The organism is Pseudomonas migulae, assembly GCF_043225285.1.
GTDB lineage: Bacteria > Pseudomonadota > Gammaproteobacteria > Pseudomonadales > Pseudomonadaceae > Aquipseudomonas > Aquipseudomonas migulae_C.
On sequence record NZ_CP171224.1, the window covers coordinates 3017328 to 3040139 of the forward strand.

The 22812-nt window shown below is 59.8% G+C and carries 23 protein-coding genes and 1 pseudogene; 16 read left to right on the forward strand and 8 right to left on the reverse strand.

From position 1 onward, the window contains the following. Positions 1-16: 16 nt before the first annotated feature. From rfbD to rfbB, 4 genes are read right to left on the reverse strand one after another with little or no spacing between them, the layout of a single operon-like run. Complete coding sequence (gene rfbD, locus ACF6ZU_RS14020; RefSeq protein ID WP_392893357.1) at positions 17-886, reverse strand: dTDP-4-dehydrorhamnose reductase; 870 nt, start codon at positions 884-886, stop codon at positions 17-19. Next, positions 883-1428, reverse strand: a complete 546-nt coding sequence (gene rfbC, locus ACF6ZU_RS14025) for a dTDP-4-dehydrorhamnose 3,5-epimerase (RefSeq protein WP_392893359.1) — start codon at positions 1426-1428, stop codon at positions 883-885. Before rfbC ends, rfbD begins: the two co-directional genes overlap by 4 nt. Then, the gene (gene rfbA / locus ACF6ZU_RS14030; RefSeq protein ID WP_392893361.1) at positions 1425-2300 is read right to left on the reverse strand and encodes a glucose-1-phosphate thymidylyltransferase RfbA; all 876 of its coding nucleotides are present in this window, start codon (positions 2298-2300) and stop codon (positions 1425-1427) included. The genes rfbC and rfbA overlap by 4 nt, the downstream gene beginning before the upstream one ends. Beyond that, the gene (gene rfbB / locus ACF6ZU_RS14035) at positions 2297-3379 is read right to left on the reverse strand and encodes a dTDP-glucose 4,6-dehydratase (RefSeq protein ID WP_392893363.1); all 1083 of its coding nucleotides are present in this window, start codon (positions 3377-3379) and stop codon (positions 2297-2299) included. Before rfbB ends, rfbA begins: the two co-directional genes overlap by 4 nt. 177 nt (positions 3380-3556) lie before the next feature. Between rfbB and ACF6ZU_RS14040 the strand changes: the two genes are divergently transcribed. From ACF6ZU_RS14040 to ACF6ZU_RS14055, 4 genes are all read left to right on the forward strand, one after another. Next, a complete protein-coding gene (locus ACF6ZU_RS14040) occupies positions 3557-6469 on the forward strand; it encodes an aminotransferase (protein WP_392893365.1) in 2913 nt (970 codons plus the stop codon). A 301-nt stretch (positions 6470-6770) separates the two neighbouring features. Then, complete coding sequence (aguB, locus tag ACF6ZU_RS14045; protein WP_392893367.1) at positions 6771-7649, forward strand: N-carbamoylputrescine amidase; 879 nt, start codon at positions 6771-6773, stop codon at positions 7647-7649. A gap of 4 nt (positions 7650-7653) precedes the next feature. After that, the gene (aguA, locus tag ACF6ZU_RS14050; protein WP_392893369.1) at positions 7654-8760 is read left to right on the forward strand and encodes an agmatine deiminase; all 1107 of its coding nucleotides are present in this window, start codon (positions 7654-7656) and stop codon (positions 8758-8760) included. Positions 8761-9005: 245 nt separating this feature from the next. Continuing rightward, on the forward strand, positions 9006-9218 hold the full coding sequence (locus tag ACF6ZU_RS14055) for a hypothetical protein (protein ID WP_392893371.1): 213 nt from the start codon (positions 9006-9008) through the stop codon (positions 9216-9218). 224 nt (positions 9219-9442) lie between these two features. On the opposite strand, the gene ACF6ZU_RS14060 is transcribed toward ACF6ZU_RS14055, so the two are convergent. Continuing rightward, complete coding sequence (locus tag ACF6ZU_RS14060) at positions 9443-11542, reverse strand: TonB-dependent receptor (protein WP_392893373.1); 2100 nt, start codon at positions 11540-11542, stop codon at positions 9443-9445. Between the two features lie 404 nt (positions 11543-11946). Between ACF6ZU_RS14060 and ACF6ZU_RS14065 the strand changes: the two genes are divergently transcribed. From ACF6ZU_RS14065 to ACF6ZU_RS14120, 12 genes and pseudogenes are all read left to right on the forward strand, one after another. Beyond that, the gene (locus ACF6ZU_RS14065; RefSeq protein WP_192226780.1) at positions 11947-13233 is read left to right on the forward strand and encodes an OprD family porin; all 1287 of its coding nucleotides are present in this window, start codon (positions 11947-11949) and stop codon (positions 13231-13233) included. A 321-nt stretch (positions 13234-13554) separates the two neighbouring features. Then, a complete protein-coding gene (locus ACF6ZU_RS14070; protein WP_392893376.1) occupies positions 13555-13845 on the forward strand; it encodes a type II toxin-antitoxin system RelB/DinJ family antitoxin in 291 nt (96 codons plus the stop codon). Continuing rightward, positions 13811-14125, forward strand: coding sequence for a type II toxin-antitoxin system YafQ family toxin (locus tag ACF6ZU_RS14075; RefSeq protein ID WP_392893378.1), 315 nt, complete (start codon positions 13811-13813; stop codon positions 14123-14125). Before ACF6ZU_RS14070 ends, ACF6ZU_RS14075 begins: the two co-directional genes overlap by 35 nt. Positions 14126-14377: 252 nt before the next feature. Then, the gene (locus ACF6ZU_RS14080; protein ID WP_392893379.1) at positions 14378-15391 is read left to right on the forward strand and encodes a 2-keto-3-deoxygluconate permease; all 1014 of its coding nucleotides are present in this window, start codon (positions 14378-14380) and stop codon (positions 15389-15391) included. Next, the gene (locus tag ACF6ZU_RS14085; RefSeq protein ID WP_392893380.1) at positions 15388-16668 is read left to right on the forward strand and encodes a four-carbon acid sugar kinase family protein; all 1281 of its coding nucleotides are present in this window, start codon (positions 15388-15390) and stop codon (positions 16666-16668) included. The genes ACF6ZU_RS14080 and ACF6ZU_RS14085 overlap by 4 nt, the downstream gene beginning before the upstream one ends. A 5-nt stretch (positions 16669-16673) precedes the next feature. Next, on the forward strand, positions 16674-17675 hold the full coding sequence (gene pdxA / locus ACF6ZU_RS14090; protein WP_392893814.1) for a 4-hydroxythreonine-4-phosphate dehydrogenase PdxA: 1002 nt from the start codon (positions 16674-16676) through the stop codon (positions 17673-17675). A gap of 55 nt (positions 17676-17730) precedes the next feature. Then, the gene (locus ACF6ZU_RS14095) at positions 17731-18504 is read left to right on the forward strand and encodes a DeoR/GlpR family DNA-binding transcription regulator (RefSeq protein ID WP_392893382.1); all 774 of its coding nucleotides are present in this window, start codon (positions 17731-17733) and stop codon (positions 18502-18504) included. 106 nt (positions 18505-18610) lie between these two features. Beyond that, a pseudogene (locus ACF6ZU_RS14100) lies at positions 18611-18772 on the forward strand (transcriptional regulator); the annotation flags it as partial. Next, positions 18762-19046, forward strand: a complete 285-nt coding sequence (locus ACF6ZU_RS14105) for a helix-turn-helix domain-containing protein (RefSeq protein ID WP_392893384.1) — start codon at positions 18762-18764, stop codon at positions 19044-19046. The pseudogene ACF6ZU_RS14100 and the gene ACF6ZU_RS14105, both read left to right, overlap by 11 nt. Positions 19047-19433: 387 nt before the next feature. Beyond that, the gene (locus ACF6ZU_RS14110) at positions 19434-19655 is read left to right on the forward strand and encodes a 4-oxalocrotonate tautomerase family protein (RefSeq protein ID WP_392893386.1); all 222 of its coding nucleotides are present in this window, start codon (positions 19434-19436) and stop codon (positions 19653-19655) included. Next, positions 19652-20308, forward strand: a complete 657-nt coding sequence (locus ACF6ZU_RS14115) for a DsbA family oxidoreductase (protein WP_392893388.1) — start codon at positions 19652-19654, stop codon at positions 20306-20308. Before ACF6ZU_RS14110 ends, ACF6ZU_RS14115 begins: the two co-directional genes overlap by 4 nt. 43 nt (positions 20309-20351) lie before the next feature. After that, a complete protein-coding gene (locus tag ACF6ZU_RS14120; RefSeq protein WP_392893389.1) occupies positions 20352-21062 on the forward strand; it encodes an SDR family NAD(P)-dependent oxidoreductase in 711 nt (236 codons plus the stop codon). Between the two features lie 67 nt (positions 21063-21129). Here the strand turns inward: ACF6ZU_RS14120 and ACF6ZU_RS14125 are convergent, their stop codons facing one another. The 3 genes from ACF6ZU_RS14125 to ACF6ZU_RS14135 all read right to left on the reverse strand — a co-directional run bounded on the left by ACF6ZU_RS14125 (position 21130) and on the right by ACF6ZU_RS14135 (position 22553). Next, the gene (locus tag ACF6ZU_RS14125) at positions 21130-21501 is read right to left on the reverse strand and encodes a hypothetical protein (protein WP_392893391.1); all 372 of its coding nucleotides are present in this window, start codon (positions 21499-21501) and stop codon (positions 21130-21132) included. Further along, positions 21501-22010 (reverse strand): Panacea domain-containing protein, encoded by a 510-nt coding sequence (locus ACF6ZU_RS14130; protein ID WP_392893392.1) that lies wholly within the window; start codon positions 22008-22010, stop codon positions 21501-21503. The genes ACF6ZU_RS14125 and ACF6ZU_RS14130 overlap by 1 nt, the downstream gene beginning before the upstream one ends. A gap of 189 nt (positions 22011-22199) precedes the next feature. Beyond that, positions 22200-22553, reverse strand: a complete 354-nt coding sequence (locus tag ACF6ZU_RS14135) for a DUF6124 family protein (protein WP_392893394.1) — start codon at positions 22551-22553, stop codon at positions 22200-22202. Between the last annotated feature and the right edge of the window lie 259 nt (positions 22554-22812).

The following is a 22812-nucleotide window of genomic DNA, read 5'->3' on the forward strand; positions in this document are numbered from 1 at the left end:
TACAGGCGCATTATGCCTAGGCTTGTCCGGCAAGACACTCGCGCAGCGCGGTTTGCCAGTCAGGCTGACTGACACCCCATTCGCGTTGCAGGCGCGTGCAATCCAGGCGCGAGTTCAGTGGTCGGGCGGTGGGCGTCGGGTAGTCACTGGTCGGAATCGGCAGCAAGCGTGCGCAAGGCTTCTCTTGCGCCTGCAATGCTTCACCGATGGCCTGGGCGAAACCGAACCACGAGGTGTGACCCTGCGCGGTCAGGTGATAAGTGCCCCAGGCACCGGCCTGGCCCGCTTTCCAGCGCTCGATCAGGGCGAGAGTGCTGTTGGCGATGGTGCCGGCCCAGGTGGGCGCGCCAATCTGATCGGCGACGATGCGCAGCTCCGGTTTTTCCTGCAGCAGGCGTTGCATGGTCAACAGGAAATTGCGGCCGTGGGTCGAGTAGACCCAGCTGGTGCGCAAAATCAGATGCTGGCCGTTTACCGCGGTGATCGCTTGCTCGCCCGCCAGTTTGCTCTTGCCGTAAACGCCCAACGGGTGAGGTGCATCGGTTTCGTCGTAAGGCTCGGTCTTGCTGCCGTCGAACACGTAGTCGGTGGAGTAGTGGATCAGCGGAATGCCCAGCGCCAGGGCTTCCTCGGCGAGAATGCCCGGGCCCTCGGCGTTGACGGCGAAGGCGGCTGCCGCATCGTCTTCAGCCTGATCGACCGCGGTGTAAGCCGCGGCGTTGATGATCAGGTCGGGGCGAATGTGCCGTACCTGCTGACGGATCTGCTCCCGTTGCGCCAGGTTGAGCTGGTCGCGCCCTGGAACGATCAATTCGCCGACTGCCCCCAGGCGATGTTGCAACTCAGTTGAGACCTGTCCATGTTGACCGCTGATAAGAATTCTCATGGAAACAGATCGATCTCTTGCAAGGTTTTACCCTGTTGGTCTTTGGCCGAAAGCTGGGGGGCTTCCTCCAGTTGCCAGTCGATGGCGAGCGTTGGATCGTCCCAGCGGAGGCAGCGCTCGGCGGAGGGGTTGTAATAGTCCGTGGTTTTGTAGAGGAACTCGGCAAAATCACTCAGCACCACGAATCCATGGGCAAAACCTTCGGGCACCCACATTTGACGGCGGTTCTCTGCGGACAGGCGCACCGCTACCCATTTGCCAAAATTTCCCGAGCTACGACGAACATCGACAGCGACATCAAGTACCTCACCGGCCGTTACCCGCACCAGCTTTCCCTGGGTGTTCTCCAGTTGGTAGTGAAGACCACGCAGCACGCCTTTCTGCGAGCGGGAGTGGTTGTCCTGGACAAACTGCCGGTTCAGGCCGGTCGCCTCTTCGAATGCCTTGGCGTTGAAGCTTTCATAGAAAAAGCCGCGCTCGTCGCCGAAGACCTTGGGCTCAAGGATCAACACTTCAGGCAGCGCAGTTTGAATCACATTCATCGTTGTTCACCGGCCAGTTTGAACAGGTACTGGCCATAACCGGTCTTGCCGAAATACTGGGCGCGCTCGAGCAGATGCTCGCGGTCGATCCAGCCGTTCTGGTAGGCAATTTCTTCGAGGCAGGCGACTTTCAGCCCTTGGCGATGCTCGATGGTCTGCACGTACTGGGACGCTTCGAGCAAGCTGTCGTGAGTGCCAGTGTCCAGCCAGGCGAAACCGCGCCCGAAACGCTCGACCTGCAGGTCGCCACGCTTGAGGTAGGCATTGTTGACGTCGGTAATCTCCAGTTCGCCGCGCGGCGACGGCTTCACGGCCTTGGCGATCTCGATCACATCGTTGTCGTAGAAATACAGGCCGGTCACGGCATAGCTGGATTTTGGCACTTTCGGCTTTTCTTCGATCGACAGGGCACGGCCTTCGTCGTCGAAATCGACCACGCCGAAACGCTCCGGGTCTTTGACCCAATAACCGAATACGGTGGCTCCGGAGGTACGGTCTACGGCGCTCTTCAATTGTTCGCTGAAGCGCTGACCATGGAAGATGTTATCGCCAAGGATCAGGCACACCGGATCAGGGCCAATGAACTCTTCACCGATCAGGAAGGCCTGGGCCAGGCCATCCGGCGTTGGCTGTTCGGCGTAGCTGAAGTGCACGCCGAACTGGCTGCCATCACCCAGCAGGTTGCGGTATTGCGGCAGGTCCTGCGGGGTGGAAATCACCAGGATTTCCTTGATGCCGGCCAGCATCAGGACCGAGATCGGGTAGTAGATCATCGGCTTGTCGTAGATCGGCAACAGCTGTTTGGATACGCCCAGCGTGATCGGGTGCAGACGCGTGCCTGAACCACCGGCCAGAACAATTCCTTTCATCATGCGATCAACTCCTTGGTATTGATGGCGCCCAGTCGCTCACCCTGATAGCTGCCGTCCTGAACGCGGCGGCACCACTCGAGGTTTTCCAGGTACCACTGGACGGTTTTGCGCAGGCCGGTCTCGAAGGTTTCTTCGGGTACCCAGCCGAGTTCGCGCTCAATCTTGCTGGCATCGATCGCGTAGCGCAGGTCATGGCCAGGACGGTCCTGGACGAAGGTGATCAGGTCGGCGAAATGCGCCACGCCTTCAGGCTTGTGCGGGGCCAGTTCTTCGAGCAGGGCGCAGATGCCGCGCACCACGTCGATGTTCTTCTGCTCGTTGTGACCGCCGATGTTGTAGGTCTCGCCGACAATGCCTTCGGTGACCACCTTGAACAACGCCCGGGCGTGATCCTCGACAAACAGCCAGTCACGCACTTGCAGGCCATTGCCGTAGACAGGCAGCGGCTTGCCGGCGAGGGCGTTGAGAATCACCAGCGGGATGAGTTTTTCGGGGAAGTGGAACGGCCCGTAGTTGTTCGAGCAGTTGGTCAGCAGCACCGGCAGGCCATAGGTGCGATGCCACGCACGCACCAGGTGATCGGAAGCGGCCTTGCTGGCGGAATACGGCGAACTCGGGGCGTACGGGGTGGTCTCGGTGAACAGATCGTCGACGCCGTGCAGGTCGCCATAGACTTCGTCGGTGGAGATGTGATGGAAGCGGAACGCACTTTTCTCCGGTTCAGCCAGGGTTTGCCAGTAGGCGCGGGTCGCCTCCAGCAGGCTGTAGGTGCCGACGATATTGGTTTGAATGAAATCCGACGGACCGTCGATGGAACGGTCGACGTGGGATTCTGCCGCGAGGTGCATGATCGCGTGGGGCTGGAAGCGTGCCAGAACCGCGCTCACGGTGGCCTGATCGACGATATCGGCCTGGACGAATTCGTAGCGCGTGTCGTTGGCAATGCTGGTCAGCGATTCAAGATTGCCGGCGTAGGTCAGTTTGTCCAGGTTGAGCACTTCGTGCTCGGTATGACGAATCAGCTGGCGAACCAGGGCAGAGCCAATGAAACCGGCACCGCCGGTAATGAGAATACGCATGTAGGCCAGCCTTTATCTGTAAGACGATTGAAGCACATGAGCATAGCTTGTCGGCAGGAGAAGGGTGGTGCAATAGGGTTGTGACAGCTATTTGGATTTTGCCCTCGCAAGAGGGGGTTGATTATCGACCAGCGCGGTGGCGATATAGGCGCCTAATAAAATTTCAGGGGTCGTTGTATGCCGCTCGCCACGTTGATTCATCGCGCCAGTTTGCCCAGCCCGCAGGTCACTGCGGCGCAAGCGCTTGAGCTGCTCGAGGGGCATTACAGGCTGAGCGGGCGGTTGCAGGCCCTCGGCAGCCAGCAGGACCTCAACTACCGTGTCGACAGCCAGGAAGGGCGTTTCGTCCTGAAAATCTGTCGGGGCGACTATTCGGCGCTGGAGCTGCAAGCGCAGCACGCAGGGCTCAAGCACCTGGCCGAGCATTCCGGCGTGCCGGTGCCGCGAGTGATTGCCGCGCAAAGTGGTGCCGATCTGCTGTCACTTGAGGTCGCCGGTCAAGCGGTGCATGTGCGTCTGCTTGAATACATCGAGGGCCAGTCGCTCACGCACCTGGACCATTTGCCCGGTTCAGTGGTGGCGGGTTTCGGCCGGCTGTGCGGTGAAATGGACCAGGCGCTGGCCGGTTTCAACCATGCCGGCCTTGAACGCACGCTTCAATGGGACGCCCGGCACGCCAAGGCCTTGATCGCCCATTTGCTGCCGGTGATCAAGGATGATGCGCAACGAGCGTTGATCGCCGCAGCGGCCGAGCAGGCCGAGCGGCACTTGCAGCCGCTGGTGGACAAGTTGCCGGTGCAGGCCATTCACATGGACATCACCGATGACAACGTGGTCTGGCAGCGCGACGCGCAACGCCAATGGCAACTTCAGGGTGTGATCGATTTCGGCGACCTGGTTCGCACCTGGCGCATCACCGACCTGTCGGTGACCTGTGCGGCGTTGCTGCACCATGCCGATGGCGATCCGTTCTACATTCTGCCGGCGGTCCAGGCCTATCACGCGGTCAATCCGCTGCAGCACGAAGAGCTGCTGGCGCTGTGGCCATTGATCGTCGCGCGGGCGGCGGTCCTGGTGCTCAGCGGCGAACAGCAGGTCAGCATCGATCCGGGTAACCAGTACAGTCGCGACAACCTGACCCACGAGTGGGAAATTTTTCGCGTCGCCACTTCGGTGCCGCTGGCGTTGATGGAAGCGGCCATCCTCACGTCGGTTGGTCAACAGCTGCCGGGCATTGGCAGCGAAGGCTTCGCGCCGCTGCTGCCTAGCCTGGTCGGGCGTGAGTTCGCCTTGATCGACCTCGGTGTGCTCAGCCCGCATTTCGAGGCCGGCAACTGGGAACAGGAAGGGATCGATCAGCGGCTGCTGGACGAAGCGGCGGCGGCCCACGGCCTGGCGGCGAGCCGTTACGGGCAATACCGCTTGTCCCGTACCCGCCCGGACAGTGCCAGCGAGCCGGACACCTGTCCGTTGCACGTCGAATTGCGGGTGCCCCACGGCACTGCGGTCGAATCGCCGTTTGCCGGGGTGGTCCACCAACCGGCGCCGGGGGTGGTGCAACTGGACGGCCCGCTGCTGAGCGTGCGGCTGTGGGGCGTGACGCCGTCGCTGCACAGTGGCGCGGCGCTGGTCAAAGGCCAGGTGCTGGGCGCGGTCAGCGGGCCGTTGCGGGTGCAGTTGAGCCGGGGCGCTTCGCTGGACGCGCCGTTGTTTTCTGCGCCTTCGCGCGCGGCAGCCTGGCAAGCGTTGTGCCCATCACCGGCGGCGCTGCTGGGGCTGGCGTGCGACGCTGAAGCGGAGCTCGATGCACAGACCTTGCTAGCGCGCCGCGACGCCAGCTTCGCCCGCACGCAGAAACACTATTACGTCGACCCACCGCGCATCGAGCGCGGCTGGCGCAATCACCTGATCGACATGCAGGGCCGTTCCTACCTCGACATGCTGAACAACGTCGCGGTGCTCGGTCACGGCCATCCGCGCATGGCGGCCGTGGCCAGCCGCCAGTGGTCGCTGCTCAATACCAATTCGCGGTTCAACTATGCGGCGGTGGCGGAATTCTCCGAGCGTTTGCTGAAGCTGTCGCCGGAAGGCATGGACCGGGTGTTCCTGGTCAACAGCGGCAGCGAGGCCAACGACCTGGCGATCCGCTTGGCATGGGCTTACAGCGGCGGTCGCGACATCGTCAGCGTGCTGGAGGCGTACCACGGCTGGACCGTGGGCGCGGATGCGGTCTCGACCTCGATCGCCGACAACCCCAAGGCATTGAGCAGCCGCCCGGACTGGGTACACCCGGTGCCAGCGCCAAACACCTATCGCGGCGAATTCCGTGGCCCGGACAGTGCGCCGGACTATGTGCGCAGCGTCGAGCACAACCTGGCGAAAATCGCCGAGCAAGGTCGCCCGCTGGCCGGTTTCATCTGCGAGCCGGTGTACGGCAATGCCGGCGGTATCTCGCTGCCGCCGGGCTATTTGAAACAGGTCTACGGCCTGGTCCGAGCCCAGGGCGGTGTGTGCATCGCCGACGAAGTGCAGGTCGGCTATGGCCGCATGGGCCATTTCTTCTGGGGTTTCGAAGAGCAGGGCGTGGTGCCGGACATCATCACCATGGCCAAGGGCATGGGTAATGGTCAGCCGCTGGGCGCGGTGATCACCCGCCGGGAAATCGCCGAGGCGCTGGAGGCCGAAGGCTATTTCTTCTCGTCGGCGGGCGGCAGTCCGGTCAGTTGCCAGATTGGCATGGCGGTTCTGGATGTGATGGAAGAGGAAAAGCTCTGGGAAAACGCCCAAGTCGTCGGCGGGTACTTCAAGGAGCGACTGGAAGCGCTGATCGACAGTCATCCGCTGGTGGGGGCGGTGCACGGTTCCGGTTTCTACCTGGGCGTCGAGTTGATCCGCAACCGCGACACCCTGGAGCCGGCCACCGAAGAAACCACGGCGCTGTGTGATCGCCTGCGCGAGTTGGGGATTTTCATGCAGCCGACGGGGGATTACCTGAACGTGCTGAAGATCAAACCGCCGATGGTCACTTCGCGCCAGAGTGTGGATTTCTTTGTCGACATGTTGGCGAAGGTACTCGACGAAGGTCTCTAAACGCAGCCCCCCCTGTAGGAGTGAGCCTGCTCGCGATAGCGTCGTACCAGTCAACACATCTGTTGAATGTTCGACCGCTTTCGCGAGCAGGCTCGCTCCTACAGGAAACAGATTTAATTCGATTATTATCTGGTTTAAGTGCTGTTGTTTTCGACAGAAGGAAGATTAATCGCTTTTAAAGCCGATTTTTATCGGCTATAAAGTCGCCATTGCCGCGTCGTGCCTCGTCACGCCCGACACTTCCTTTTCTGTCATCGGTCGATGCCAAACTCGACCCACAGCACTTGCCCGGAGATGATTCATGAGCCGTATCGTTACCGTTGCCGCCACCCAGATGGCTTGTTCCTGGGACCTCGAAGCCAACCTGGAAACCGCAGAAAGACTGGTCCGGGAAGCCGCGGCCAAAGGCGCGCAGATCATCCTGATCCAGGAACTCTTCGAGGCGCCGTACTTCTGCCAAAAGCCGAACCCGGATTACCTGCAACTGGCCACGCCGGTTGAAGACAACATCGCCATCAAGCATTTCCAGAAAGTCGCCAAGGAACTGCAGGTCGTGCTGCCGATCAGCTTCTACGAACTGGCCGGTCGCGCTCGCTTCAACAGCATCGCGATCATCGATGCCGATGGCTCCAACCTCGGGATTTATCGTAAAAGCCACATCCCGGACGGTCCTGGCTACCACGAAAAGTACTACTTCAACCCGGGCGATACCGGTTTCAAGGTGTGGAACACCCGTTACGCGAAAATCGGCGTGGGCATCTGCTGGGATCAGTGGTTCCCGGAATGCGCGCGGAGCATGGCGTTGCTGGGTGCGGAAATCCTGTTCTACCCGACCGCCATCGGCAGCGAGCCGCATGACAAGACCATTTCGTCCCGTGACCACTGGCAGCGTGTGCAACAGGGCCATGCCGGCGCCAACCTGATGCCGCTGGTTGCCAGCAATCGCATCGGCAACGAAGAGCAGGACGGGTACGACATCACCTTCTACGGCTCGTCGTTTATCGCCAACCAGTTCGGTGAAAAGGTCCAGGAACTCGATAAAACCGAAGAAGGCGTGCTGGTTCACCGCTTCGACCTCGATGAACTCGAGCACATTCGCAGCGCATGGGGCTCGTTCCGCGATCGTCGCCCGAACCTATACAATGCGCTCAAAACCCTCGACGGTTCCCTGGAGTCCTGATCGCATGACCACTTTAAACAGCACCCCGCGCGCCGACGGCTTCTACATGCCCGCCGAGTGGGCAGCGCAAACCCAGACCTGGATGATCTGGCCAGAGCGCCCGGACAACTGGCGCCTGGGTGGCAAGCCGGCGCAAGCCGCACACGTGGCGGTGGCCAAGGCCATCGCGCGTTTTGAACCGGTGACCGTCGCGGTGTCCGCCGGCCAGTACGAAAACGCCCGCGCCCGTCTCGATGTGCCGAATATTCGAGTGGTCGAGATGTCCAGCGATGACGCCTGGGTTCGCGACACCGGCCCGACCTTCGTCATCAATAACAGCGGTGAAGTCCGTGGCGTGAACTGGGACTTCAATTCGTGGGGCGGTTTTGACGGTGGTCTGTATTCGCCGTGGAACCGCGATTCGCAGGTCGGCGGCAAGATCCTCGAGATCGAACGCAGCCCGCGTTATCGCACCGAAGGCTTCGTACTTGAGGGCGGTTCGATTCACGTCGACGGCGAAGGCACGCTGATCACCACCGAAGAATGCCTGCTCAACCGCAATCGCAACCCGCACCTCAGCCGTGCGGAGATCGAAGCGGTGCTCAGCGCCAACCTGGCTGTGGATAAGATCATCTGGCTGCCGGACGGTTTGTTCAACGACGAAACCGATGGCCATGTGGATAACTTCTGCTGCTACGTCCGTCCGGGTGAAGTGCTGCTGGCGTGGACCGACGACCCGCAGGACCCGAACTACCCGCGCTGCCAGGCAGCGATGAAAGTGCTGGAAAGCAGCACCGACGCCAAGGGGCGCCCGTTCACGGTGCACAAGATGCCGATTCCGGGGCCGCTGTACGCGACCGAAGAAGAATGCGCCGGGGTCGACCCGGTGGACGGCACGCAGGAGCGCAACCCTAGCGTTCGTCTGGCCGGCTCCTACGTGAACTTCCTGATCGTCAACGGCGGCATCATCGCGCCGAGCTTCGACGACCCGCTGGATGGCCCGGCCAAAGAGATTTTGCAGAGCCTGTTCCCGCAGCACGAAGTGGTCATGGTGCCAGGCCGCGAACTGTTACTGGGCGGCGGTAACATCCACTGCCTTACTCAACAGCAGCCTGCGCCACACAAAGAGTGAGTGAGGTTGTAACAGCCTGAGTTGATTGCAAAATCACTCGCGCAAACGTTTTACCCTCACGCTTCGCAACAAGCCCGCAGCCTTCAAGGACTGCGGGCTTTTTTGTATCCGCTTGTCGAGTGTTCCGACACATTGGCACAGCTCTTGTATCTCTCGATGCGTAAAACAGGGAGGGGGAGGACTTCGATGTTCTGTCATAAACCTTGGATAAGTTAGCCGCTCAGAAACCGGGAGAGAGCGCGGAAATGAACGCCGAAATGAACGTAGTGAGCGAGCGGACGTTGCATCCCCTGGCAGTTAAAAGCGAATCGCTCCAGGTTTTGGCGCACTGGTTGAAGTCCAATGGAACGCGTCAGATCAGAGAACCTGATCCGCGCCGGATGATGATCGAGCGCTACCCCGCTGGTTTGTTCAGCGAAGCGGAACTGGAAGCGTTGTGGGATGTGATGGAAGGATAAGAAGAAAAAACAACGGATTGATAAAGCGCTGCCGGGATGGCGGCGCTTTTTTATGGGCGATGGTTTTGTAGTCCCGTGGTCCCTTGTGGGAGCGAGCCTGCTCGCGAATACGGACCGACAGTCGACATCAATGTTGAATGTGCTGCCGTCTTCGCGAGCAGGCTCGCTCCCACAGGTGGTCGGCGTGAGTACGGTAGTTGTGGCCCACACGGGATCAGCTGTGTTTAGAAGCTGTAGGTCCCGGTCACGACCAGGCTGCGCGGCTCACCCGGTTGAATCTGGAATGCGCTGGTGGCCGACGAGTAATAGGTTTTGTCGCTGATGTTGTTCAGCGCCGCGCGCAGATCCCAATCTTTCTGGCGGAAGCCGGCCAGTGCATCCCAGCGGCCATAACCCGGGAGCACGGTGGTGTTGAGGTTATCCGCATAACGGTCGCCCACCAGGGTCAGGCCGGTCTCGGCGTACCAGCCCATTTCCGGTTTCCAGGTCAGGAACAGGCTGCCGTTGTGCTTGGCCACGTTGCTGATGCGCTTGCCTTCGAAGCCGTTGTTGTCCTTTTCGACGGTCGCGTCCTGTATGCCCACGCCACCGCGCACGTACCAGTTGCCGGCAATCTTGCCGGTACCTGTCAGCTCGATCCCGCGAGAACGTTGCTTGCCGGACAGCAGGGTGATGGTCGGGTTGAGCGGGTCGCTGGTGCGTCGGTTGTAGAGTTCCAGTTCGTAGATCGCCAACGTGGTGCTCAGGCGATCGTCGAGCCAGTCGCTTTTCACGCCGATCTCTTTCTGTTTGGTCAGCTCGGGGCTCAGGTCGTTGGCGTTTCCGGTCGTACCTGGGGTGATGCCGATCAAACCGCCGCCCACCGGTGAAAAGGTCTTGGTCCAGGACGCGTAGAAGGAATGATTCTGCAGCGGCGTCCAGACCAGGCCCACGCGCGGGCTGGTGCTGTGGCTGTCACGGTCTTCGGAAATGTTGCGCAGCTTGTTGGTCGACTCGATATCAAAGGTGTCGTAGCGCAGGCCGGCCAGCACTTGCCACTGATCATTCAGGCGCAATTGATCCTGCACGTAGACTGCGCGGCTTTCGACTTCGGTGTGGTTGTCGCTGGACACTTGCATGCGCCCGGTGTGGCGCAGGTCCCGATTCGGGTTGTTCAGGTCGAGGGATGGCACGGCCTGACGACCCGGCCCGGTCGTGGCGGCCGTGTAAAGCTTCGGATCACGGCGCTGGCTGCCGATCTCTACACCCGTCAACAAACGGTGCTCAAGACCGAAGGTGTCGAAACCACCTTCCAGCTCAATGTTGTTGTAGACGTTGCGGGTGGTCAGGTCCTGCTGCCAGTGCTGGCGCGTTACCCGATTGGTCGCCGGTGTGTAGCCGGTCAGGTAGGTATTGTCGAAATCGCTGTCGAGCTTGAACACGCCCAGGGTCTGGCGCAGTTGCCAGTTTTCGTTGATGTCATAGCTGAGTTTCGAGCGCAGGGATTGCGACTTGTCGTCGATGAAATCGTGCTCGCTGCCGTAGGTCGTATCCCGCCCGACGTCCGCCGGGCGCCCGTTCACACCGGGAATGCCGCGGTCCGGCGTACGGTTGTAGCGGCTGTATTCGTACTGCACCAGCCAGTTCAGGTCGGGCGTCAGTTGCCAGCTCATCGACGGCGCGAACAACTGGCGGTTGCCACTGACGCCATCGCGGAAGCTGTTCTGGTCCATGTTGCCCATGTTCAGGCGCAGGCTGATGTTCTCGCTGGGATCGGTGCTGAGGTCGGCGTAAAGGCTGCGCAAATCGTCGCTGCCACCCTGGGCCTCAATGGACGAGCGGCGGCCGAATTCCGGCAGCTTGCTGACCCGGTTGACGATCCCGCCCTGGCTGCCCCGGCCATACAGCACTGCCGCCGGACCTTTGAGTACGTCGATGCGCTCGATGTTGTGCAGGTCGCGTACGTACTGGCTGTCGTCACGAATTCCGTCGAGGTAGAAGTCGTTGCTGGCGTCGAAGCCACGGATGCGCAGGCTGTCGAAGCGGGTGTCGGCGCCGCTGCTGACGTTGGGGATGCCGCTGAGGGCCGTGCCCAGATCGTTGGTCCCGTAATCGACTACGTTCGAGGTCTTGATCGAGTCGATGGCTTGGGGAACGTAGCGCACCGGCGTGGCCGTGCGGGTGGCGGTGCTCGTTGCTTTCACGCGTGGATCGTCGGCTTCTGCCTCCGCTTCCGCACTGATGGACGTTGCAGGCAGCGTCGTGGTGGCGGCGTAGGAAAAACTGGCAGACAACAAGGCAGAGAGCCCAAGACTGAAGGGCGTGAGGCGAAGTGGGGCAGGCATTAAAAGGCGCATCCGTAGGATTCTTATGGGAGAGCAGAACGATGCGAATGGTAATGCTTGCTATTTGCTTCTGTTAATTATTCCTGAAAAGTTCCGTCGTTTGATTGTTTCAATTTATGTCCAGATCGTTACAAGCCCGGAGCGAGACACTTTGACGCGAATCACCGCTTAGACAATTTTTGACTATCTTCAGACGATTCATGAAATTGACACGGGGTTCAGGGCGCGACTAGCATTCGCCCCAACGCCTGTGGCTAACCGCCATGACTCAAAAATAATAAAAAGGCCCGCCGCGATTTTTTCGTGGGCGGGCCTTTTTGTCTCGGGGTGAAAAAAGAGTGCGATAGCGCCGTTTCAGCCGTTCGACACAGCGCGTATCAACCCGTAATAAGGAAAAAAACAAAATGTTGAACAAGCGGATCAGCCTGATCGCTCTGGGGATGTTGAGCGCTACACAGGCCATGGCTAACGACCAGGCCGAATCCAAGGGTTTTGTTGAAGACAGCAGCCTCAAAGTGCTGCTGCGCAACGCCTACATCAATCGTGACTACAAAGACGGTCGTGCGGACAAAGCCGAGTGGGGCCAAGCGGCCATCGGTACGTTCTCGTCCGGTTTCACCCAAGGCACCGTCGGTGTGGGTGTGGACGCGTTCGGTCTGTACGCACTGCGTCTGGACGGTGGCAAGGGCCGCACCGGCGCTCAAGGCATCGACTTCTTCAAGAAGGGCGACAGCGGCAACGCGGCTGACGATCTGTCGAAGGGCGGCGCAGCGGTCAAGTTCCGCCTCTCCAGCACCACGCTGACCTACGGTGACCAGATGCCGGCCCTGCCGGTGTTGAGCTACGACAACGTGCGCCTGCTGCCGGAAAGCTACACCGGCACCCTGATCACCTCCAAGGAGATCAAAGGCCTGGAACTGAACGCCGGTCGTTTCACCGCCGAATCGCGCAAAAGCGCGGAAGGCCGTGACAGCGGTGGCCTGAAGTCGATCAACGTATTGGGCGGTAGCTACCAGTTCACCGAACAGTTCAAGGCAGCGGTGTACGCGTCCGACGTTGAAGACGTGCTGAAGAAGCAATACGTGAACGCCAACTACGTGTTCCCGATCGACAAGGATCAGTCCCTGACCCTCGACTTCAACGGCTATCGCACCAAGCTGGACGATTCCTACGTTCGCGAAAGCGGCGCCACCGGCGACGACAACAAGATCTGGAGCCTGGCAGCCACCTTCGCTACCGGCCCGCACTCGTTCACCGTCGCTCACCAGCGCAGCACCGGCGACAGCAACCTGGGCTACGCCTACGGCGGCTATCAGAAAGATCAAGGTCGCGTCGGTGACGGTGGCAACACCATCTACCTGGCGAACTCCTACTGGTCCGACTTCAACGCTGAAGACGAACGCAGCTGGCAGGTCGGTTACGGTCTGGACTTCAGCACCTTCGGCGTTCCAGGCCTGAGCTACAACGTGGCTTACGTGCGCGGCGACAACATCACCACTTCCACCAGCGAAGGCGGTACCGAGCGCGAAATCTTCAACCAGTTCAAGTACGTCGTGCAAAGCGGCCCGGCCAAAGACCTGAGCGTGAAACTGCGCAGCTCGATCCTGCGTGTTTCGCAGAAATCCAGCGAATACAACGTCAGCGGCAACGAAGTGCGTGTGTTCGTGGACTACCCGATCAACATTTTCTGATGATCGGTTGCTGTATCGAGGCCTGATTCAAGGCTGAGAAAGAAGAAGCCCCGACTGGTTCGGGGCTTTTTTGTGGGCGTTGAATTAGCGCTCAAGGCCGTCAGCTATTTCCTGCAAGGTTTCGGGACGGATCTCGAAAACGAAAGGCACGAAGCTGATACCCATCACCCGCTCAACAGAGTGGAATAGCGACTGGAAGACTCAGTTGATAGCGTCGTTTTTAAGCCGTCTATCACGCTGAGTTGACCCCTGGAACTTCGCTCAACCACAATGCGTGAGGTAGCGCCAATGTAGCTACAAATTAATGATGAGGTGATTGCCATGGGTGCTCTGCTGAAAACCACAGACGTGCGCTGCCGCATTGATGAAGATTTGAAGGCGCGAGCCACTGAGGTGTTGAGCGCTTGCGGCCTGAGTATCAGTGATGCGATGCGTCTTTTTCTGCGCCAGGTCGTAGCAACGCAGGGGCTTCCGTTCGAGGTGCGCGTCCCTTCGGAAAAAACGGCGCGTGCCATGCGGGAAGCGCAAGTGATTCGCCAGCGGTTCGACTCGATAGACGACATGCTGAGGGACGCTGATGGCGAAACCGGAGAAAAAGCAAAAGCGCGCTGAGCTGCCCAGGCAGTGCTCGCAGACGTCGGAATTCAAGAAGTCGTGGGAACGTTACAGACGTGCCGGGCGCCGTGACATGAACGAAGTTCGCCACGTAATGGTCATGCTGTTTCTGGGTGAGCAACTTCCACCGGAATATCTGGATCATGCGCTATCGGGTGACTGGGCCGGGTTTCGAGAGTGTCATATAGGCGGTGATTTCTTGATGATTTATGAGCACACGCGCTCCGATCTGATCACCTTTGTTGATCTCGGAAGCCATTCCGAACTCTTCAAGTAAGTTTTTCAAAAATAGCCCCGACTGGTTCGGGGCTTTTTTGTGGGCGGCGCGGGGCTCTAAGTCGCGGTAAGCACGTCAGATGCTCAACGGCTACCGACGACAAATGATCAAAACGATCATTCTGAATGATTGATTTGCGCAAATTGGACGGCTGGCTTAAGATTATTTTGACTGAAACAATCACTGTTTGATCAGTTCAGTCAGTTTCGAGGTGAAACACGTCTTACCCCACAATTATAAAAGGAGACCCTCGTGGCCCAATTTCCTATCAAGCGCACCATAGAACGCATTCCGGGCGGCATGATGATCGTGCCCCTGCTGATCGGTTCGCTGGTCGCCACCTTCATGCCCGATACGCCCAAGTTTTTTGGCTCCTTCACCAACGCGCTGTTCACCGGAGCGTTGCCTATCCTCGCGGTTTTCTATGTGTGTATGGGCGCGAGCATCAACATCAAAGCCACGCCTTATCTGCTGAAGAAGGGCGGCACCCTGCTGATCACCAAAGTCGGTATCGCGGTGCTGATCGGCATCGTGCTCGGGCATTTCCTCGGTGAGCAGCCGATTTCGTCAGGCCTGTTCGCCGGCATCTCGACGCTGGCGGTGGTCGCCGCGATGAACGACACCAACGGCGGTTTGTACATGGCGCTGATGGGGCAATACGGTCGCTCCGAAGACGTGGGTGCCTACTCGGTCATGTCCCTGGAATCCGGCCCGTTCCTGACCATGGTCACCCTCGGCATCGCCGGTCTGTCGGCGTTCCCGTGGCCGACGCTGGTGGGCAGTATTCTGCCGCTGGCGCTGGGCATGTTGCTGGGCAATCTTGACCGCGACATGCGCGATTTCCTGGCCAAGGCCGTTCCGGTGATGATCCCGTTTTTTGCCCTGGCACTGGGCGCCAGCCTGGACCTGCATAACGTTTGGCAGGCCGGTTTGCTCGGTTTGGGCATGGGTGTGGCGGTTGTGGTGCTGACCGGCATTCCGCTGTTCTTCGCGGATCGATTGACCGGAGGCACGGGCGTCGCGGGTGTCGCGGCGGCCACCACTGCAGGGAACGCTGCGGCAGTGCCTGCACTGATCGCCGCGGCCAATCCGGTCTACGCTGAAGCGGCCAAGAGCGCGACGATATTGGTAGCCGCCTGCGTGGTGGTCACCGCGATCCTGGCGCCGATACTCACTGCCGCCGTCGCCAAGCGCGTGCAACAGCGCAACCCCGTCGTGATCCCCGAGCAGGCGATCGAACCACAAAAGCAGGAGGCGTTGCGATGAGGATTCTGATCATCGCCGATGATCTGTCCGGCGCGGCGGATTGCGCCATCGGCTTTGCAAGTGTGGGGCTGCAAACGGTGGTCACCCTCGATCCGCTGAACGACTCGGCCGATGCTCAGGTGATCGCCGCTGATACGGACACTCGACGCCTCTCGCCAGCCCAGGCCGCCGAGCGCACCGTTGCTGCATTCAAGGCGCTGTACCAGCCTGGGCAGCGGTTATACAAGAAAATCGACTCGACCTTGCGCGGTAACTGGGCGGCCGAAGTTGCGGCCCTGCAACCCTTGGCCGGCCTGGCGATCGTCGCCCCGGCATTCCCGGCCACCGGGCGAACATTGCGTGGTGGTCGAGTGTTGGTGAACGGGCAGCCGCTGGAAACCACCGACACCTGGAAACTGGAAAACGCTGACCGCCCGGCTGACGTTGAAGCGATGCTCATTGCCGCCGGCCTGAGCACCGCGAAGCTGGACCTCGACACCTTGCGCGGCAATGAAAACGCCCTCGCGCAACACATCACCGAAGTCGCCCGCAGCGGCACGCAAGCGCTGATCGTCGATGCACAAACCGAGGACGATCTGCTGACGCTCGCTCGCCTGACGGCGTCGATGGATCAGCCATTGTTCTGGATCGGTTCGGGCGGCCTCGCGCGGGAAATCGCCAGCCTTCCGGGTTTTTCAGAAACACGGTTCGCGGCCCTCGAACAGACCGAGCAGGAAAAAAACCAGGCGCCGATTCTGATCCTCGTCGGCAGCCTGTCCGGTGTCTGCGAGCGGCAATGCGCACTGCTCAAAGAGCGTGGCGGCGTCAGCGAACTGGTTGTCCCGCCCGAAGTCCTTCGCCAAGGCAAAAACCATGGCGACTGGGCGATGTGGCAAGCACGCATCGGCGAACAGCTCGAGGGCTGGAGCGATCTGCTGCTGCGCATCGGCCGCGATGACGCGTTCGATCCGCACGAAGGCGCACAACTCTCGACGATGCTGGCCGTGCTGGTCGAACCGCACTTCGCCAAGGTCGGCGGCCTGATCGCCACGGGCGGCGAGACGGCGCGGGCCATATTGACCACCGTCGGCATCGACAGCCTGCAACTCATCACTGAAATCGAGGCCGGCGTTGCCTTCGCCCGCCCGACTGTTTCCCGGCAAGGCCATCGCCCCGGCATCGTGACCAAGGCCGGCGCGTTCGGCACCGATCACGCTTTGTATGCGGCATGGCAACACCTGAGCGACAGCGCCGATCGCTCCTCGCCCCAACGCACACGAATCCAAGGACTCGAATGAACACTATGAGCAACTACCTCCCCATCATCGGCATCACCATGGGCGACGCCTCGGGTGTCGGTCCGGAAATCGTGGTCAAGAGCCTGACTCACGACATCGTCTATCAACAGTGCCGACCATTGGTGATTGGTGATGCGCGTCGTCTCGAACAAGCCAATGTGATCGTCGGCGGCAGCGCCAAAGTGCGCCGCATCAAGGATGCGTCCGAAGCGCGTTACGAGACCGGTGTGATCGACTGCATCGACCTTGACCTGATCCCCGACGACCTGCCGTTTGGCGAGCTGTCGCCCATCGCCGGTGACGCCGCCTACCGCTACATCGCCCGTGCCGTCGAGCTGGCCCAGGCTAATCAGATTGACGCGATCTGCACCGCGCCGCTGAACAAGGAAGCTTTGCACGCCGGCGGCCACAAGTATCCCGGCCACACCGAAATGCTCGCGCACCTGACCAACGTCGATGAAGTGTCGATGATGCTGGTGGCGCCGCAGCTGCGGGTGATTCACGTCACGACGCACATCGGCATCATCGATGCGATCCGCAAGATCGAGCCGGGCCTGGTCCAGCGCACCATCGAACGCGGCAACGCGACATTGATCAAGGCTGGCATCGCCCGTCCGCGCATTGGCGTGTGCGGGATCAACCCGCATGCCGGTGAAAACGGCCTGTTCGGTTACGGCGAAGAGGAAGAAAAAATCATCCCGGCAGTGAAGCTGTTGCAGGAGCGCGGACTTGACGTCACCGGCCCGCTACCGGCGGATACCCTGTTCTTCCGCGCCGGACGCGGCGATTTCGATCTGGTGGTCGCGATGTATCACGACCAGGGCCACGGCCCGGTCAAGGTGCTCGGTCTGGAAGCGGGTGTGAACGTCACCGTCGGCCTCGACGTGATCCGCACCTCGGTTGACCACGGCACCGCGTTCGACATCGCCGGCAAAGGCATCGCCGATGAGCGCAGCCTGCTCGAAGCGCTGCGCCAGGGCGCGGAACTGGCTACGCGACGGGGATGAGCCGCGGGGGCGCTGTCGTGTAAGATCGACCACCGTCCACCGTACGAGACCCGCCATGAAAGCTTCCGAACGCCACCGCGCCATCCTTGACCTCGTACGCATTGGCGATACCAACGTCGAGCAATTGAGCGCGGCCCTCGGCGTCTCCGAAGCCACGGTGCGACGCGACCTGACCATGCTCGCCAAACAACGGCACCTGGTGCGCACCTACGGCGGCGCTACCGCTGTGGTCGGCGTGCATGAACCGGAAGCCTCCCTCGAAGAGCGCAAAACCAGTCAGTGGGAACAAAAAGACGCCATCGCCCAGGCCGCGGCGGCGCATGTCCAGGACGGCGACACCGTCCTGCTCGACGGCGGCACCACCTGCGCCGCGCTGGCCCATCACCTGTGCTCGCGACAGGACGTGCATGTGGTCACCAACAATCTGCTCGCGGTCATGACCCTGGCCAACGCGCCGGGCATTCGCCTGACCTTGATCGGCGGCGACTTGCGCGGTTCGAGCATGAGCACGCTGGGGCCGTTGGCGGAGTTGACGCTGAGTCGGCTGAGCGTCGACAAAGCCTTCCTCGGCGCGGACGGCGTGGTCGCGGAATTCGGCTTGTGCGAGGCGAGCGCGCAGCAGGCCTATCTCAAGGAATGCATCATCAAACGCGCGGCGCAGATCGTGGTACTCGCCGACACCGACAAACTCGGCCGCGCCCGGCAACAGCATTGGACACCGATTGAGCGGGAGTGGCGGTTGATCACTGGCGCCGCTGCCGATGACGCTGTGCTCGCACCGTTTCATGCCCTCAAGCAAATCACCGTTGAAACCGTAATCGTCGGTTAAAACACTGATCTGTAGGACCCGGCTTGCTGGCGATGGCTCCTTCAAAATCGCCATCGCCGGCAAGCCGGGCTCTTACGGATAGCGGTTTCCAGATGAAGTCATGATTCGGCTAGGGGTGGGCAAACGAGGTGGTACACGTGTCATTTACTACAACACGCTTTCAGAAGGCTCTATTTGGTTGCTGATCGCCTACACCAAGGCGAAATTCGACAATTTACCCGCAGCCTTCCTCAAGCAACTGAAGGAGGAAATCAGCAATGGTCAATGAACTGGAGCAACTCCAGCAGGACTTGCTGGACTCTGTGCGTCAAATGAAAGCCGGTAAAGCGGCTCGCGTGACGGAGGTGCCGCTTTCGGCGGCGGCTGAGGCGCGTGCCAAAGTGGGTATTTCTCAAAGTGCGTTCGCTAAGCTGATTGGCGTCAGTTTGCGAACGCTGCAGGATTGGGAGCAAGGACGTCGGCAACCGACGGGAGCGGCGCAAACACTGCTGCGTGTTGCGAGTCAGCATCCTGAGGCTTTGCGGGACTTGCAAGCGGTTTGAGGTCAGGAAAAACGCCGATTTTTGTACGATTTGAGACCTCGATCAAACGTGATTTTGTCCCTTTCCCGTCGAATAAACCCCGATCTGTAGGAGCCGGCTTGCTGGCGATGGCGTCCTTAAAATCGCCATCGCCGGCAAGCCGGCTTCTACGGAAAGCGATCACTGTGCCGTCGACGAATCCTGTTTCAATTACCTGTCGTCCACGGCGACATGTTCCTAGGTCGTGTCGCAAAAAGTGAAAAATTGCGACACGTTATGGCTTCATGCATTACACCACGTAACTAATGATGTTCCCGTCCCCACCTTTATCCCCACCACCCAAACTCCTACATTGAGCTCCAACACCTACCCATCATCCTGATGAGCAGGTCACTGGAGATCTTCCTCATGCCTTTCGTAAGCGTACGCATTACCCGCGATGGCGTTACCACTGAGCAGAAAGCTCAGGTGATCGCTGAAATTACTGAAACACTGGAGCGCGTCCTCAAGAAGGACCCTCATCTGACCCACATCGTGATCGAAGAAGTCGACACCGATAACTGGGGTTACGCCGGCATCTCCACCACCCAGTACCGCAAGCAACTGGCTGAAAAGGAGAGCAAGTCGTGACGGCATCGGTCTCCATCGATTTCATCTCCGACGTGGTCTGCCCCTGGTGTGCATTGGGTGCCACGGCGCTGGAGCAAGCGATCGAGAACGTGGCGGGTGAAGTCTCGGTGCAGCTGACCTACAAGCCGTTCGAGCTGAACCCGAACATGCCGCCTGAAGGCGAGAAAGCCGTCGAGCACTTGATGCGCAAATACGGGCGCACCGCTGAAGACGTCGCCTCCGGCAAAGCGATGCAGATCGCGCGTGGTGAAGCACTCGGTTTCAAGTTTGACCTGGAGAAGCGCACCCACTTCTACAACACCTTTGATGCTCACCGTTTGCTGTTTTGGGCGTTGCAGGAAGGGCGGCAGGTGGCGCTGAAGAAGATCCTGATACGCGCTTATTTCACCGACGGCCAGAACCCAAGTGATCGCGAGACGCTGGTTCGACTGGCAGCCGAAGCGGGGCTGGATGCAGCGGCGGCTCAAGAGGTGTTGGCGTCCGGCGCGTTCGCCGAGGAAGTGCGTGAACTGGAAACTTTTTACCAGCAGCACGGCATCAGTTCGGTGCCGGCCATGATCCTCAATGGTCGTCACCTGGTGTCCGGTTCGCAATCGGTCGAGTACTACGAAGAGATGTTGCGACAAATGGCCAAGGCCCCTGCCGTAGCCTGATTACTTACTTTTTTAAACCATCATTTATTAGTAGAGGTTCATCATGAGCAATTCGAAAAAAGTCATCGTAATTACTGGCGCCTCCCAAGGTCTCGGCGAAGGCATGGTTAAAGCCTTCCGTGCTCTGGATTACAAAGTTGTCGCCACTTCGCGCTCGATCAAGCCATCCACCGATCCGGACATCCTCACCGTGGCCGGCGACATCGGCAACCCGGAAGTCGCGCAAAAAGTGATCCGCGAAGCCATCGAACGCTTCGGCCGCATCGACACCCTGGTCAACAACGCCGGTATCTTCATCGCCAAACCGTTCACCCAGTACACCGCTGAAGACTACGCCAATGTGCTGTCGGTGAACGTGAATGGCTTCTTCTACATCACCCAACTCGCCATCACCGAGATGGAAAAACAAGGCAGCGGCCACGTCGTCAACATCACCACCAGCCTGGTCGACCACGCAATCGACGGAGTGCCATCGGTACTGGCTTCGCTGACCAAAGGTGGTTTGAACGCGGCGACCAAATCCCTGGCGATCGAATACGCCAAGCGCGGGATTCGAGTAAACGCGGTTTCCCCAGGCATCATCAAAACCCCGATGCACGGCGAGGAAACCCACGCAGCGCTGGGCGCCCTGCACCCGGTCGGCCACATGGGTGAGATCAGCGATATTGCGCAGGCGGTTGTGTACCTCGACAACGCCAACTTCGTGACCGGCGAAATCCTGCACGTCGATGGCGGGCAGAGCGCGGGCCACTAAGATCGGCTTTTCCAAACTGCAGAAACAACAAAGCCCTCGCATGAGGGCTTTGTTTTGTGCCGAACAATCACTCGGATTTACTGGTTGTCCGTGCTCCGAACAAGAAACCGAGAATCGTGGTGGTGACGCCGAACAACCAGCTTCGAGCGGAGACAATCTCGGCGTTCTGGTCGATGGCAAAACTCATCGCTCCCATGACAAAACAAATCAGCAGAAGCAGTCCCGCGATGTTGGTCGGGGCGGAACAACTCGAACCCCATAACTTGCCTAACAGGCCCAGGCTCTGCTGATTGTGCAGCAGCTTGTACTGCTCGCCGGCTTCCGTAAAAAATCTGACCTCTTCGCTGCCGCTACCGGGCAGTTGCTGCGGAGAAACGCCTTCAGCCTTTGGATCTATAACCAGTTCGTCGATGCTCTGCGCGTGGGATTTACCTGCCATCAACATTCGAGCTTGGAGACCGGTTGTTGGGTTTTGGCAACGGCCGCGCCGAACCAGTTGATGATGTGCTCAAACGGAATGTCCTGGCCGCGAACACCGGGGCATTTGCTCCAGGTCGTATCCCAAGGTGTGCCGGAAGCGTGGGTCATCTCGGATAAAGCGACGCCGGTGTAGCGACCGTAGCTGTTCCAAACGTTGGTGAGAAATTTGCGAATATCCGGATCTGCCGGAGGAATGACCGCTGCCGGTCTGCCGAAACCGGCGTACTCCACGGCCTTGCCCCTGATCACGCCCGAGCCGAAGCGTTTGAATTCGTGGTACAGGGACGGAATGACCGGACCGTATTGCCATGCCTCGACGGCTTCGTCGATCAACGGTTTTTTTGTATAGCCGGAGTACCAGCCATGGGCGTAATACACCAGTTTTTGAAGCTTGATCGGGTTGAGCGACTCCCCACTGGCGGCGGCGAGTTCGAGAAAATAATTGGCGATGGATTTTGGGCTGAACATAGTGAAATCCCCGACGGACTGGCTGGCGTAGCAGTCGTCTCTTCCTGAGAGGGTAGGGGCGAAGGATAAACAGCTTTTGGGAAGGGCTGGCTGTAAAAGCATTTCAAGAGTTTTAAGCGGGGGTTATGACGGGCGGAAACAACGCAGCCCTCGGTTTGAGGGCTTTGTTTTGTTATGTGTCGCCGTGTTCTACGCAATGGGGTCGAGGTGGTCCAGTGCACGGTTCACCGAGATTTCTGCCGAAGACATAATCAAGTGGACGCCCAGCAGGGTGTTGCGACTTGGCCCGGTCTCACGGTCGGCTTGATCCATGATGATCACGCAGGCGGAGGCTAGAGCTTCGCTCGTGAAACCCAGCAGGTCTTGAATGTGTGTTTCAGGGTTGACGATGAACATCGTGCAGGGTGTGCGCGGGGTGGCTTTTATGTCGGCGATGGAGGCGTGGTGGTAATAGTCGGCCTCGTCGCGCGTTTCGGTTTTGGAGGTTTCGTGAGCGGATGTGGTGTTGGCTGCATCTGGTGAATTGGGAGTCACTTTAGGCATGAGATCGTTTCCCTATTGGGTGCCAACCACTTCGCTGCTAAACGAAAGGGTGGCAGCTGCACGCAGGTTAGCAGACCGGGGAACGTCTCAAAGCCGGCGCGCCCGTAGGCGCCCTGCGTACAGCCACCATCAAATGACAGGCATAAAACACCTGAGAGATGGATGCACGTGCAAAAAGACAAACCGCGGGCTGCTAAACCCGACCACTGATGAGCAGTGGCAGATCAACGATAGGTCCCGAGGCAAAGCCGCACAAGCC

What these genes read in the sequence shown, in the direction of transcription:
- rfbD (WP_392893357.1), bottom strand. Translation starts at nt 886, where the DNA reads ATGAGAATTCTTATCAGCGGTCAACATGGACAGGTCTCAACTGAGTTG.
- rfbC (WP_392893359.1), bottom strand. Translation starts at nt 1,428, where the DNA reads ATGAATGTGATTCAAACTGCGCTGCCTGAAGTGTTGATCCTTGAGCCC.
- rfbA (WP_392893361.1), bottom strand. Translation starts at nt 2,300, where the DNA reads ATGATGAAAGGAATTGTTCTGGCCGGTGGTTCAGGCACGCGTCTGCAC.
- rfbB (WP_392893363.1), bottom strand. Translation starts at nt 3,379, where the DNA reads ATGCGTATTCTCATTACCGGCGGTGCCGGTTTCATTGGCTCTGCCCTG.
- ACF6ZU_RS14040 (WP_392893365.1), top strand. Translation starts at nt 3,557, where the DNA reads ATGCCGCTCGCCACGTTGATTCATCGCGCCAGTTTGCCCAGCCCGCAG.
- aguB (WP_392893367.1), top strand. Translation starts at nt 6,771, where the DNA reads ATGAGCCGTATCGTTACCGTTGCCGCCACCCAGATGGCTTGTTCCTGG.
- aguA (WP_392893369.1), top strand. Translation starts at nt 7,654, where the DNA reads ATGACCACTTTAAACAGCACCCCGCGCGCCGACGGCTTCTACATGCCC.
- ACF6ZU_RS14055 (WP_392893371.1), top strand. Translation starts at nt 9,006, where the DNA reads ATGAACGCCGAAATGAACGTAGTGAGCGAGCGGACGTTGCATCCCCTG.
- ACF6ZU_RS14060 (WP_392893373.1), bottom strand. Translation starts at nt 11,542, where the DNA reads ATGCCTGCCCCACTTCGCCTCACGCCCTTCAGTCTTGGGCTCTCTGCC.
- ACF6ZU_RS14065 (WP_192226780.1), top strand. Translation starts at nt 11,947, where the DNA reads ATGTTGAACAAGCGGATCAGCCTGATCGCTCTGGGGATGTTGAGCGCT.
- ACF6ZU_RS14070 (WP_392893376.1), top strand. Translation starts at nt 13,555, where the DNA reads ATGGGTGCTCTGCTGAAAACCACAGACGTGCGCTGCCGCATTGATGAA.
- ACF6ZU_RS14075 (WP_392893378.1), top strand. Translation starts at nt 13,811, where the DNA reads ATGGCGAAACCGGAGAAAAAGCAAAAGCGCGCTGAGCTGCCCAGGCAG.
- ACF6ZU_RS14085 (WP_392893380.1), top strand. Translation starts at nt 15,388, where the DNA reads ATGAGGATTCTGATCATCGCCGATGATCTGTCCGGCGCGGCGGATTGC.
- pdxA (WP_392893814.1), top strand. Translation starts at nt 16,674, where the DNA reads ATGAGCAACTACCTCCCCATCATCGGCATCACCATGGGCGACGCCTCG.
- ACF6ZU_RS14095 (WP_392893382.1), top strand. Translation starts at nt 17,731, where the DNA reads ATGAAAGCTTCCGAACGCCACCGCGCCATCCTTGACCTCGTACGCATT.
- ACF6ZU_RS14105 (WP_392893384.1), top strand. Translation starts at nt 18,762, where the DNA reads ATGGTCAATGAACTGGAGCAACTCCAGCAGGACTTGCTGGACTCTGTG.
- ACF6ZU_RS14110 (WP_392893386.1), top strand. Translation starts at nt 19,434, where the DNA reads ATGCCTTTCGTAAGCGTACGCATTACCCGCGATGGCGTTACCACTGAG.
- ACF6ZU_RS14120 (WP_392893389.1), top strand. Translation starts at nt 20,352, where the DNA reads ATGAGCAATTCGAAAAAAGTCATCGTAATTACTGGCGCCTCCCAAGGT.
- ACF6ZU_RS14125 (WP_392893391.1), bottom strand. Translation starts at nt 21,501, where the DNA reads ATGGCAGGTAAATCCCACGCGCAGAGCATCGACGAACTGGTTATAGAT.
- ACF6ZU_RS14130 (WP_392893392.1), bottom strand. Translation starts at nt 22,010, where the DNA reads ATGTTCAGCCCAAAATCCATCGCCAATTATTTTCTCGAACTCGCCGCC.
- ACF6ZU_RS14135 (WP_392893394.1), bottom strand. Translation starts at nt 22,553, where the DNA reads ATGCCTAAAGTGACTCCCAATTCACCAGATGCAGCCAACACCACATCC.